The following is a 12816-nucleotide window of genomic DNA, read 5'->3' as shown; positions in this document are numbered from 1 at the left end:
GTGTTGGACGAGCTGAAAAAGAGGGCCTAGTGATTAACACCGGCTCTTGGTTAGATACGCCTTGGTTAACTTGTCGAGGTTGGTTGGCGGACTCGTCCATATTTTTATCGACTTTTTTGTCGGCCAGCTTTTCTGGTTGAGTCACCGGTTTTTTTTGAATCGGCTTCTTCTCGACTGTCTTCTCCACAACCTTTTTCTCTACTTTCTTGGGCTGAGGCTTATTGGTGATCGCTTTTTTCTTTGGTGCAGGTTTAGCTTGCTTTGGCTCTACTGCTTTCGGTTCGACAGGTTTAGGTTCTGGGTGTGAGAGCGTTTCCTTGATTGGCTCAGGCTCAACTGGCTCTGTAACGGTTTTTTTCTGAGCTTGTGAGGGAACGCTCTTTGGAGTGAAGTTGATCGATACCGTGTTCGATTGGCTACCTGCTGGCATTGCAAAGACTTTGGATTCTTGAGCGACAAATAACATCGCCGCATGAATCACTAACGATGCACCGCCTGCAATAACATATCTAGGAACGTTCACATTCAATCCTTCACCAAATCTAAAATATGTATCGGATTATTGCTTAGAATCTAAATAAGATCAATTATCAATTGCATTATCATTTGCGTCTATTTATGATTCTCTCAGTTTTAGCAAACAGTCTTCCAGGCTTTGCTATATAAGTGTTTAGAGAGATTATATGAGCGTTGATATATATAAGTTTGACGAATCAATTCTGGGCGTTTCTAGCCCAGATCCACTTCGTTTTGCATTTGCCAAAAAGCAATCTGCACATGCTGGGGGAAGCTCAATCCCGGTCGACCCGAGCAAGAAATTGGAAATCTTTGATGAATTGATGCTGAGTGAAGGAAAGAAACAGGATAAACGTTGTTTGTATATCCATATTCCTTTTTGTCGCGTGCGTTGTACGTTCTGCAATTTCTTCCAAAATGCCGCAAGCCGTAAATTAGTGGATGAGTATTTTGATGCACTGATGGTTGAGCTAATGCAAAAAGCCAAAACCTCTTGGGCTCAGTCTGGACTATTTCACGCCGTCTATATTGGTGGTGGAACACCCACCGATTTATCTCCTCTACAAGTTGAGCTGTTAGGTAAGGCTATTCGTCAACACTTCCCATTAGCGAACGATGTGGAAATGACCTTAGAAGGGCGGATTAATCGATTTGGCGACGAGATGTTTGATCGTTCGCTGGAAGGTGGCTTCAATCGTTTCTCATTCGGTATTCAAAGTTTCAATACTCAAGTTCGACGCAGTGCTAAGCGCTTGGATGACCGAGAAGTTGTGTTGGAACGTATCAGTTCACTGAGTCGCACTGAACAAGCGCCTATCGTTCTTGATTTGCTATACGGGTTGCCACACCAGTCTATGGAAGTATTTCAACAAGATTTAGAAGACTACATGTCGACTGGCGCACACGGTATTGACCTCTACCAACTGATTGTTTCGGGCAACGCGCCTATGCTTAATCTTGTTGAGAAAGGAAAAATCCCACCACCGGCTAATACGCCAGATAAGGCGAGTATGTACTTGGCGGGCGTTGAGTTCATGGCAAAGCACAAGGTTAAGCAACTGAGCGTGAATCACTGGACTCGTGATAACCGCGAACGCAGCATTTACAACAGCTTAGCGAAAACTTATGCCGAAGTTCTACCCATTGGTTGTGGCGCTGGTGGCAACATCGGTGGTCATGGTGTGATGCAACATCGAACTTTAGACAGCTACATGGAGTCTATAAAGCAAGGTCAATTGCCAATAGCCATGATGACCAAGCAAAGCTCACTAGAGCCAATCTTCTCTTCATTGAAAGCCGGTTTTGATTCTGGTGTTGTAAGAAGAAGTACGTTGCCGAGTTTTATGGGGCAAGACACGTTTGACTACCTGAAGCCTCTGTTTTCACATTGGGAAAAGAATGGCCTAGTTGATCTTTCGGAAGATTACCTGAGCCTGACTATAGCTGGCAGCTTCTGGGCGGTAAGTCTTGCACAGAGTGTGATTCAAGTGCTTAACACTGAGTATCAGACCTTGCACCCAGCACCAACTGCCTCTGGCTTGGGTGCTCACCCGCATGCAAGTTTGAAGCACGCTTAATCTCGAATTTTTAGTTTATAACTTACGTAAATCACTCGTTTATACGGAAACTTATTCAATGACAGATACAACATTCGCAATGACAGAAACTTTAGAACAACGTGTCGCACGCATTCTAGAAGAAGAACCAAAACTGCTTCCTACAGCGATTGCTGAGAAGCTAGGTGTTTCAGAGGTTGAAGTTGTCGCTGCTTTTCCTGGAGACATGGCGGTGATGTTAGATGGCAGCCGTGCTCAAGATATTCTAGAAGGTTTGGTTGGTTGGGGCCCAGTGACCACAATTATGCATTCATTTGGTTCAATCTTCGAAGTAAAGGCGCCGTTCCCTAAAGGCAAAGTCGCACGTGGTTACTACAATCTGATGGGTAAAGAAGGCGAGCTGCATGGCCACTTAAAACTGGATAACATCAAACATATTGGTTTGGTGAGCAAGGCGTTCATGGGGCGTGAAAGTCATTACTTCGGTTTCTTCAGTGAAACAGGCGAAAACATTTTTAAGATTTACCTAGGTCGCAATGAAAAGCGAGAGCTGATTGTCGACCAAGTTGAACGCTTCAAAGCACTAAAAGAACGAGCTTAAGTACAGTCAACATCAAGCTTAAATAAGATTGCCAGCTAGCTTAAAGAAAATATGAATGCTCGAGGTCCACTTAGTTTACTAATGAACGCTCAACCTTGGGTAAAAATAATAAATAAGAGAAAGTGAAGAAAGGAATTATCGATGGAACAACAAGTAAAACAAGAACGCCTACAAGGTCGCCTAGGTCCAGAAATCAAAGAGTTTCGCCAAGAGCGCCGTACTCTTCAACTTGCAACAGTTGATCAAGACGGTCGCCCGAACGTAAGTTACGCGCCTTTCGTACAGAACCAAGAAGGTTACTTTGTTCTAATTTCTGACGTTGCTCGTCATGCTCGTAACTTAAAAGCGAACCCACAAGTCTCTTTGATGATGATCGAAGATGAAGAGAGCTCTAAGCAGCTTTATGCACGTAAGCGTCTAACCTTTGATGCACAAGCAAGTGTTGTAGAGCGTGAAACGGAGCTTTGGACTCAAGTTATTGGCCAGATGCAAGAACGTTTTGGTGAGATTATTGATGGTTTAAGCCAACTTCAAGATTTTTCTCTATTCAACCTTAAAGCAGAGAATGGCCTGTTCGTAAAAGGTTTCGGTCAGGCATACCAAGTATCTGGCGACGACTTAGTGGATTTCGTTCACCTGCAAGAAGGTCACAAAAAAGTGTCTAACGAGTAAGCTCGTTTAACGGATTACTTTAGGAGCCCTCTAATGTGAGGGCTTTTTTGTGTCTAAGCAGTCATAGCCGCGTCGTTTAGGGCTTTCGCTCCGCGCAACATGGCTTCGATTAATTCGCCTGCATTGAATTTCTCTAGCGCTTCATGTGCTCCCACCTGATTGGCTCGGTCAACACATATCTCACTGGATAGTGAAGTATGTAAAATACAGTAGGCATGACTGAGTGCGCTGTCGTTTTGTACTTCAAATGCAAGTTCATAACCATCTAACCCGGGCATCTCGATATCACTCACGAGAAGATCAATTGCAGTGCCTTTGCTTGCTTCACGGCGCATCAGGTCGATGGCATCTAAGCCGTTGTTGCAAATGCTGTAAGGGATGTTGATGCTGTCTAAGGCATCAGACAGCTGTTTTCGTGCGATCAAAGAGTCATCAACCAGTAGAATATTCAGCGCTTTTAGGCGTTCTCTTTCGACATCAGTCAGCATCGGAATATGTGCGTTTTCATAAGCAGGGTAAATCTTAGAAAGTAATAACTCTACGTCGAGCATCTGCACGATACGATCTTCAAAACGTGTAATGCCGGTAACAAACACATTGGTTCCTACACTCGCGGGTGGCGACTCAATACTCTTCCAGTCACATTCAATGATTTTATCAATCGAACGAACCAAGAATGCTACAACGGTTCTTAAGCAATCTGTCACGATGAGCACACAGTCTTGGTATTCAGTCGGTGTGATCGGCCGAAACCCAATAGCTGCGGACATATCAATAACTGGAACCGTAAGATCGCGAATCGTGACGGTACCAATCACATGGTGATGAGAGTAAGGGATTTGGGTCATTGGCTGGAAAGGAACGATTTCTCTGACCTTAAGCGTGCCTATCGCAAAACTTTGAGTGAGGGATAACTTGAACATCAGCATTCCCTGTGACTGACTCGCTTTACTTATCGGTTTGGCCATAAGTGGCTCCTACTTAATACGCGCTTAATCTATAAGGATTAATTTAAAGGGAAATGGCATCCGCAGCAAGTCACTATGCGGTTTTTAAAGATCTTTAAGGGGGTTGTTTTCGGTTATAGAGTGAAGAATGATGATTCTTGGGTTAAAATCACGCTAAACGCAGGCGTTTGATGGACTTTTGTCGACAAGTCGTTAGCCGTAAGCTGAATTACAACAGTCAGTACTCTGATGAATTCTACGTAATCATCACAAATAAACTGACCGCAACAAACTGAGAATTATCATGGCAAGAACAGCAGCAGCGCTTCATATATTGGTGAAGCATAAAGAATTAGCAGAAGACATCATGACGCAGCTTAAAAAGGGCGCTAAATTTCAAACGCTAGCGAAGAAGCATTCAACCTGTCCATCTGGTAAAAAGGGCGGCGACCTAGGCGAGTTCAAAAAAGGTCAAATGGTGCCTCAGTTTGATAAGATTTGTTTCTCTGGCGAGACACTTGTACCACATCTGGTAAAAACAAAATTTGGCTGGCACGTAGTGAAGGTTCTTTACCGAACTTAGTCATTAATATGTGTTAAATTGAATAAAAGGAGCGTAGATACGCTCTTTTTTTGTCATTTTTGGGCGCATTTAAAAACATTATGGCTGAGTGTTCATCCCGGACGTTATGCGATAATTGGCGCTACGCCCTTAACTATCCACCTTGACTAATCGGTGGGAGGAGGAGGGGTTTTAATGAGTAACTCATATAATAAATACCATTCTTAAGGAAATTTATGCAGCTTTGCCTTTTAGCCTTTGTATTTATCTAGAAAGCTGTAAACGAGTTTGGTAGGAGAACAACATGGAGAGTTCAGCTATGTTAAGCACCCCAGCGACAGATGTTATATTGCATGCTTTTGACTGGTGCTACGCTGACGTAATGAAGAACGCCCCTCTGATTCAAGAGTTGGGTTATAAATCTGTTTTAGTCTCGCCGGCAATGAAGTCGTTACGAGGGCCTAAAGGCTGTGATCGAGATACAGGTACCCAATGGTGGCAGCGCTATCAACCCCAAGATTATCGTGTGATCGATAATCAGCTTGGTGATACGCAAGACTTCACTGCAATGGTGAACACGTTAAAGCAACATGGGCTTCGTACCTATGTGGACGTTGTGTTTAACCACATGGCTAACGAGTCGAGTATTCGCGGTGATTTGACGTATCCAAATCGACAAGACATGGCGTCTTACCAGCAAGATTCTGAGTATTACGAATCCGTTCGTTTGTTTGGTGATCTTTCTAAACCTTTGTTTGATGAGAACGACTTTGTCGAAGCGTTTGGTATCAAGAACTGGAAAGATACTTGGGAGGTGCAAAACGGACGTATTACTGGTGGAGCAAGCGATCCAGGCCTGCCAACGCTGTTAGACAACGACAATGTGGTTACACAGCAGCGAGCTTACCTAAAAGCCTTGAAAGTGATTGGTGTGAAAGGGTTTCGCATCGACGCAGCGAAACACATGACACTGTCACATCTACGTAAGGTTTGGACTGATGATATCTGTGAAGAAATGCATATATTTGGCGAGATCATTACTGACGGTGGTGCAACCAAAGAAGAGTACGAACTGTTCCTTGAGCCTTACCTTAAACACACTCGTTTAGGGGCGTATGATTTTCCGCTGTTCAATACCATCTTCAAAGCTTTTGAAGAGCAGGGCAGCTTTAAATCTCTGATCAACCCATATTGTTTTGGTCAAGCTCTGTCGAATATGCGAGCGATCACTTTTGCTGTCACTCATGACATTCCAAATAACGAGGTGTTTTTGGAACATGTGATGGATGAAGTCGACGAGCAATTAGCTCACGCCTTTATTCTTGGACGAGATGGCGGTGTGCCACTTGTTTACAGTGAACTCAGCACCAGCGGTATTCTGGACAAGAGCGGCCAACCTCGTTGGCTGAACGACTGGCAAGCGCCTTACATGAAAAACATGATTCAATTCCATAACCATGTTCATGGTGAAGCGATGCGGGTGGTTGAAGCCAATGATGACTTGTTGGTGTTTGTTCGTGGCGACAAAGGCATTGTGGTGATTAATAAATCGAAACGAAGCAAGACGGCTTCATTAAATTGGACAGGCGCTGTGACGGATCTGTTGTCTGGCGAAGTGTTCGAATGTGTTGGTAAGGACTTAACTATTAAGGTTGAATCCAACCAGTGCATGATGCTGACGACCAACTAGCTCGAGCCTGTTACGAGTTAGAAAGCAAATTTTGCAAAGAAAACCTTGAAAAGAAAACCCCGCTTACTGATTACCAGTAAGCGGGGTTTTTTATTTAAAGCTGTTTATTGCTTACTAAACAGGGTGTTAGTTAAACAAGGTGTTAGTTAGCTAAACGCTAAGGCGGTTAAACCGTAAACTTGTTTAATAGTTCGTCTTGTTGGCGAACATTGTCAGTTTGAACTTGCATTGCTGTGTTTGCGTCTTGAGCTGCGTTCGATACCTGTGTTGAAAGGTCTTTGATCTTAACTGTGTTGTTGTTGATCTCTTCCGCTACTAAACTCTGCTCTTCAGCTGCTGAAGCAATTTGAATATTCATATCAGAGATGCGCTGAATCGCGTCGCGGATGCGGTCAAGTGAAGAGTTTGCTTGCTGAGCGCGTTCAACGGCGTCAGTGGCTGTGTCTTTACTTTGATTCATCGCGTTAGATACCGAACTTGCGCCAGCTTGGAGTTGCTCGATCATGTTGCGGATTTCAGTGGTCGACTCTTGAGTACGTTGCGCTAGTGTGCGAACTTCATCGGCAACGACAGCGAAACCACGGCCCGATTCACCAGCACGCGCCGCTTCAATAGCTGCATTCAACGCAAGTAGGTTGGTTTGGTCTGCGATATCGTTGATTACTTTTAGAATCGTCTCGATATTTGCTGTTGCTGATTCAAGTACTTGTACTTCTGCAACTGCCTGGTCGATACGCGCTGAAAGGTTATCAATTGCTTGAGTCGTGTCACTTACTACAGATGTACCGTCTAGTGTCGCATCGTCAGCTTCACGAGCCGCGGCGGCTGCGCCTTGAGCGTTGTTTGCTACTTCCGTTGCGGTAACGGCCATCTCGTTCATTGCGGTGGCTAGCTGTTCAAGCTCTTGCAGCTGAGTATTCATCGCATTCGCTGACTCACCCGCGCCTTTTACTGTGATTTCAGTGCCACGTTTAATCTCAACACCAATCGCTTTGGATTGAATGATTTGATTTTGCAGGTTTTCAGTAAAGGTGTTGAAGCCTTTCGCAAGGTCAGAGAACTCTTTATCTGTATTGGTATCTAGACGTTTAGTTAAGTCACCTTGTCCGCTCGCAACATCTTGAATGGCTTGGTTAAGCGTCTCAAGCGGGCGCATTAACACACGAATAAGGACGGTTAATGCAATGATGCTGAGAATAACCGCAATTAAAGAGTAGATTATCGAGCTGTTTTTCAGATCTTCAACCGTTTGGAATGCGATCTCTTCATCAAGTATTGCGCCGATGTACCAATCTTCACTTGGGATGTGAGTGAAGTTCACTAGGAACTTTTTACCGTCGACTTCAATTTGTTGAGATCCCTCGCGAATAGTCGCTTGTGGCAGGTAGCTTGATAGCGTTTCGCCATTGTTCTTAGCATTAGGGTGAGCAATCGTCGTGCCGTCGGCAGTGACTAGGAATAAGTAACCCGCGTCAAACAAGTTCACTTGGTTTACCAAGGTCGCAAGGTTGGTTAGTTCTAGGTCGTAGAACATACCTGCAGTGAAACGGCCGTTTTCTTGCACTGGCGTACCAATTGAAATGATGACTTTCTTGCTTGATACGTCCACATAAGGGTCGGTAACAACTAAACTGTTTTTGGACTTAGCATCAATGAACCAAGGGCGGATTCGTGGGTCGTAATCCGGGCCAGCTTCCCAACCATCATCATTTTCAATAACGAAACCGTTTGCGTCATAACCAAAACCAACCGCGAGAAAGCTGCCTTTAAGTTTTGGCTTTTCTAGGATGTTTTGAACGTATGTACGATCTTGAGGGTTGATTTCGATGACTTCAGTCGTCGACTGAGCCAGTGCTTTTTTAGCATTCATCTCTGATGCTACGGTGTTCTTAATCCCAGAGACCATCTCTTTCAGGCTTGCATTGACGTGGTTCTCTACAGCACTTTTTACGGTGTAAAGTTGCTGTATTGAAAGCAATGATACTGTCACTAATAGCAAGGCTGATGATGCTGCAACCACCTTATGGCTAAATTTCATTGTGTTTTCCTCTTCTCACAAGCTTTGCGAAAACTAAAGCTAATCGTGTTTTTGTAATTATATATATATCGACATTGTTGGGATTTACTTGAATGTAATTTCACAAAATAGACTACAAAAATACAACAACCCGCACAACGTAAAACTCAGTTAATTACATACTTGCTACTTTTGTTTTTTGGTTCAATGAGTTAAAGAGTTGGCTTAATCAAAGGCAAACAAAGTGAGGAGGGTATTAATTAGGCGAATATGCGTATGGTTTATTATATAAGGGAGAGGTGTAAGGGAATTAATATGAAATCAAATGATATTCTCAATTCGTATATTGGCGATATTTCAAACAGGAGAGTGTATGTATTTTAAACCGGAGAGTGAATATATTAGGCAAAAAAAGCCCCACAAAAGTGAGGCTATTATAAATCAGGTTATTTATTACACTGTATCAGTGCGTCTAATTTAAAATATTAGATGCGCTACACCTGCGATAACCGGAAGTGTAATTAACGTACGTAGAATAAAAATAATAAACAGTTCAAGGATATTCACGGGAATCTTACTGCCTAGAAGCAGAGCGCCGACTTCAGACATGTAGATCAGCTGAGTTACCGACATTGCTGCAATAACAAAGCGAGTCATCTCGTTGTCGATAGAAGCGGCAAGGATCGCTGGGATGAACATATCCGCAAAACCAACAACAATGGTTTCAGATGCTGCAACCGCTTCAGGTACTCCAAGTAGCTCAAGGAATGGAATGAAAGGCTGACCTAGGAATGAGAACACAGAGGTGTATTCTGCAATCACCAATGCCATTGTACCTAGCCCCATTACAACAGGAAGAACGCCGAATACCATGTCGACTGCGTTACGAATGCCTTCACCAAATACAGACTTAGCAGACTTCACTTGTGATGCCTTATTTACCGCGAGTTCAAGACCCCAAGAGAAAGTCGAGTGACCCGCTGGGATTGCATCAGCATCTTTGTGAGGCTTTGTACCATCAATGAAGGTGTCTTTCTTCATGCTCAGTGGAGGAAGGCGAGGGATGATTACCGCGGCCACAATACCTGCTAAGCAGATTGCTGCGTAGAAAGGTAGGAATAGGTGCTCTAGTTCTACTTGAGCAATCACTACAAGGCTGAACGTGATAGACACTGCTGAGAAAGTCGTACCAACAACAGCGGCTTCACGTTGAGTGTAGAATTTCTTCTCGTACTGTTTGCTTGTAAGCAGGATACCAACGCTGCCGTCACCTAACCAAGAAGCCATACAATCGATAGCACTACGACCCGGCAGGTTGAAGATTGGACGCATCACTTTACTTAGTAAGGTGCCAAACAGTTCTAACAAACCGAAGTTAAGTAGAAGTGGTAATAGTAAACCGGCAAAGATGAATACTGAAAATAGAGTCGGCAATAGGCCCTCTAACACGAGACCACCGGTGTTTTCTTCCCAGATAAACTCAGGGCCAACTTGGAAGAAAGCCATGAATGCTGCAGCACCACCGATAATACGAACCAATAACCACAGTGGAGATGGGTTGAAAAGACCGTTTAGAAATGAATTCGATGTAATGAATGTAGGTTTGAAAATGGTGCTTAACACGGAAGCTACAGACATGAAGGCAACGATTGCAGTGATAATAGCAACTAGAGACTCACCGAAAACCGCTTGAATTGATTTAGCTAGAATAGCGACAGGGATAGTGAGATCACCTTGGTAGCTAATTGGCGCCATGAAAAGGAATAAACCAATCAGAGATGGGATTAAGAAAACCCAGAAACTGCCTTTAGATTTCTCTGGTTGAGCAGTATTCGTGTTGTTAGACATGTTAATTATTCTCGTATTTCTACATGTAAAAAAGCCACATCCTTGGCATTTTTATTCTCTAAACATCCGTATTTTCTCATTGGGTGCAAGATTACCGAGTATTAATACCACTTGCAATACTATTCATCAAATATCGCTAAATATTCACACAGGTTATTCTGCAACACATTATGAGTTTAGAATAAAGTGTTGCAGATGTTACATATTCTCATGGTTATTACTAGGCGTTTATAAATTTACTGAGGCTTCAGTTCGATAAGTTAGGTAAAGCCAGTAGCTAAACGCGATAATGAACGCGAAAGAGGCAGGGAAAGCCAGTGCCAAAATTTCAAAGCGCTGGAACAGGCAAGCACCACTTAAACCACCAAACAGAAAGCCAACAACGATGAACATAAGAAGTTTGGCTTTACGGCGGTCAAAAGGCATCCCCTTTAAGCGTGCGCCAATCATGATCCCAAGGTCTGTGATGATCCCGCTCATGTGTGTGGTGCGAATGATCGCCCCGCTATAGGTGGTGATCATTGCGTTCTGCAAACCACACGCGGCTGAAGCGAAATACTGGCCTGAAGTGTAGCCTTGTAACAGTGCCCAAAGCGCCAAGAACAGCAATCCACCCTCAATACATAGCGCAACACCGTAACGGCGTCCTAACTTCAATGCTTGATTTTCGATAAAGAATCCGCTGAACGCGGCACCTAGCATAAAGCTCATAATGATTAGCAGGAGGTGCATAGAAGTTGAAGTCGGCGTGAGCAGGCTGCTGCCAAGTAAAGACATGGTGCCTGAAATATGGGAGATAGCTTGATGTTGGAAGCCGAGTAAACCAATAGCATTAACGCTGCCAGCAAGGCCCGCTAACAGTAAGGCGCCGTATTCAACCCAGCGAGGTAGTTTAGAAATCATGTGGTTCACCCTGGGTTAAAAAGAGGAGCAGATTATAACGCTAGCGAAAAGATACGCTAGCGTTGTAGAACGTTGATATTTGATCTTAGGCAACAGTCTTGCAGTTTGTTCCAATACTGTTGCTTTATAGAGAAAATGGTCAGTAACAGGCTAGTTGTAGTGACTCATCTGGTGTTCAAATTTGACCCATCCGTGTTTGCGTTCTTCGTAGACTGAAAAGCTTGGTAGCGGAAAGTCTTGCTCTTTAAATAGTCCGAGCGGGACGACATAAAAATCGGCGGCGGCAACCGACTGCAATAGCATGGTAGTGCCACATTTAGGGCAAAACTGGTAGGTGACTTCATTGCCCGTGTCACTGATACGTGAAAAGGAGGTGACCTCTCCGTTGAGTGTCACTTGTTCTATGGGAAATCGAGCCTGAACCCCGAACACACTTCCGGTGCGCTTCTGACATTCATAACAATGGCATACGGAGGTGCGTTGAGGCTCGCCTCTGCAGACTAAATTGACGGCTCCACAGCGGCATTCGCAACTTCTGATATTCTTCTCTTTAATATGATTGATATCCATCCGTGCTCCACTTCTGGTTAACCCTGTATTGATAATTATACTAAAGCCCTTTATGGTCTGCACAACTGGATGAAAACAAAAGAATATAATTGCTCATGAAAAAGAAAATCTTACCTATACCTCTGATTTTACTGATTCCTATTATCATGCTGGTTGTGGTGATACTGGCGGGTATTTATCGCTTTAGCTTAAGTGACGAAGAGATCTTGGCGAAGTTTCCTTCTTCTCAAGTCAGTTATGACCCTGTTGTTGAAACCGTTTTTGATTTGAAGACGACTAACCCATGGACAATCAAAGTTCCTGAAACCAACGCGTACGCCTTTATTAATGAAGTCGATGGACCAAGATCAATCGCGTTTGGGCGGTATGACTCCGGTGTTGAGCGTGGTGTGGTCACCGTAGGCACCAACAACCTTTCAAGTGTCACGTTAGGCAAGGCGAGTTTCTTTGTTGCACCTATGTGGGTATCTAACCAAGGCAGTGGCGTTTTCTATTATCTTGGCCTGTTTAAACATGACCAGCATCGAAGCCGCGTCGTGTTAGTTGACCAATTCTTTCTTGGTGACCGTGTGAGAATCCAAACTTTAGAGATTACTCAGCTGCTCGATTCACAAAGCAAACTCTCTGGGGAAGGTTTTATCGGCTTTACTCGACATTCTGCGGAACAATCTTTTCCAGAATTGCAATCTGAAAAGGTGTTAATGAGTTTTTCTTTCAATACGCAATCAATTGATGATCAATGACATTTTTGTTAGAGCAAGGAACTGTTGTTTATGTGAGCTAAATTACATATTATCTTAAGTAGATGAATGAAATTTAGACACACTTAGCTTTGTGTCTGCTTACTTTACAAATGGAGCTTGCGAATGATTAATAAACGTTTTTTTAAGACGAAAGATGAAGTTGAAGTGACTTTCGAGCTAGAAGCTCAAGA

General features: G+C 43.6%; 12 protein-coding genes and 1 pseudogene. 7 read left to right on the top strand and 6 right to left on the bottom strand.

Features of this window, described 5'->3' with window-relative positions; all coding sequences use genetic code 11:
- Positions 1 to 523: energy transducer TonB (locus AB4232_RS12445; RefSeq protein ID WP_372087223.1), on the bottom strand; the 523-nt coding region annotated here is incomplete at its 3' end.
- Between the two features lie 160 nt (positions 524 to 683).
- On the opposite strand from AB4232_RS12445, the gene hutW reads away from it, so the two are divergent.
- The 3 genes from hutW (at position 684) to hutZ (ending at position 3345) form a co-directional block, all read left to right on the top strand.
- Positions 684 to 2093, top strand: coding sequence for a heme anaerobic degradation radical SAM methyltransferase ChuW/HutW (gene hutW / locus AB4232_RS12440; protein ID WP_372087222.1), 1410 nt, complete (start codon positions 684 to 686; stop codon positions 2091 to 2093).
- A 58-nt stretch (positions 2094 to 2151) separates the two neighbouring features.
- A complete protein-coding gene (hutX, locus tag AB4232_RS12435) occupies positions 2152 to 2673 on the top strand; it encodes a heme utilization cystosolic carrier protein HutX (RefSeq protein WP_269334659.1) in 522 nt (173 codons plus the stop codon).
- A 141-nt stretch (positions 2674 to 2814) separates the two neighbouring features.
- Positions 2815 to 3345 (top strand): heme utilization protein HutZ, encoded by a 531-nt coding sequence (gene hutZ / locus AB4232_RS12430; RefSeq protein ID WP_012600265.1) that lies wholly within the window; start codon positions 2815 to 2817, stop codon positions 3343 to 3345.
- Between the two features lie 53 nt (positions 3346 to 3398).
- Here hutZ and AB4232_RS12425 read toward each other — a convergent pair whose 3' ends face one another.
- Positions 3399 to 4313 (bottom strand): chemotaxis protein, encoded by a 915-nt coding sequence (locus AB4232_RS12425; RefSeq protein WP_372087221.1) that lies wholly within the window; start codon positions 4311 to 4313, stop codon positions 3399 to 3401.
- Between the two features lie 283 nt (positions 4314 to 4596).
- Here AB4232_RS12425 and ppiC point away from each other — a divergent pair, with 283 nt between their 5' ends.
- The gene (gene ppiC / locus AB4232_RS12420; RefSeq protein ID WP_009845728.1) at positions 4597 to 4875 is read left to right on the top strand and encodes a peptidylprolyl isomerase PpiC; all 279 of its coding nucleotides are present in this window, start codon (positions 4597 to 4599) and stop codon (positions 4873 to 4875) included.
- Between the two features lie 283 nt (positions 4876 to 5158).
- Positions 5159 to 6544: an alpha-amylase family glycosyl hydrolase gene (locus tag AB4232_RS12415; protein ID WP_372087220.1), complete on the top strand. Its 1386-nt coding sequence runs from the start codon at positions 5159 to 5161 to the stop codon at positions 6542 to 6544.
- A gap of 166 nt (positions 6545 to 6710) precedes the next feature.
- Here the strand turns inward: AB4232_RS12415 and AB4232_RS12410 are convergent, their stop codons facing one another.
- From AB4232_RS12410 to AB4232_RS12395, 4 genes are all read right to left on the bottom strand, one after another.
- Complete coding sequence (locus AB4232_RS12410; protein WP_012600268.1) at positions 6711 to 8582, bottom strand: methyl-accepting chemotaxis protein; 1872 nt, start codon at positions 8580 to 8582, stop codon at positions 6711 to 6713.
- A gap of 456 nt (positions 8583 to 9038) precedes the next feature.
- Positions 9039 to 10409 (bottom strand): YjiH family protein, encoded by a 1371-nt coding sequence (locus AB4232_RS12405; protein ID WP_012600269.1) that lies wholly within the window; start codon positions 10407 to 10409, stop codon positions 9039 to 9041.
- 228 nt (positions 10410 to 10637) lie between these two features.
- The gene (locus AB4232_RS12400; protein WP_135380741.1) at positions 10638 to 11312 is read right to left on the bottom strand and encodes a YoaK family protein; all 675 of its coding nucleotides are present in this window, start codon (positions 11310 to 11312) and stop codon (positions 10638 to 10640) included.
- Between the two features lie 150 nt (positions 11313 to 11462).
- Positions 11463 to 11945, bottom strand: a complete 483-nt coding sequence (locus AB4232_RS12395; RefSeq protein WP_206208321.1) for a GFA family protein — start codon at positions 11943 to 11945, stop codon at positions 11463 to 11465.
- Between the two features lie 32 nt (positions 11946 to 11977).
- On the opposite strand from AB4232_RS12395, the gene AB4232_RS12390 reads away from it, so the two are divergent.
- Complete coding sequence (locus AB4232_RS12390; protein WP_135380743.1) at positions 11978 to 12625, top strand: hypothetical protein; 648 nt, start codon at positions 11978 to 11980, stop codon at positions 12623 to 12625.
- Between the two features lie 123 nt (positions 12626 to 12748).
- Positions 12749 to 12816 (top strand): annotated as a pseudogene (locus tag AB4232_RS22775) (1,4-alpha-glucan branching protein); the annotation flags it as partial.

Origin of the sequence: Vibrio sp. 10N.286.46.A8 (genome assembly GCF_041470165.1) — a bacterium.
GTDB lineage: Bacteria > Pseudomonadota > Gammaproteobacteria > Enterobacterales > Vibrionaceae > Vibrio > Vibrio tasmaniensis_A.
Note: the sequence above shows the minus strand (reverse complement) of the source record. Positions and strands in the feature narration are given on the sequence as shown.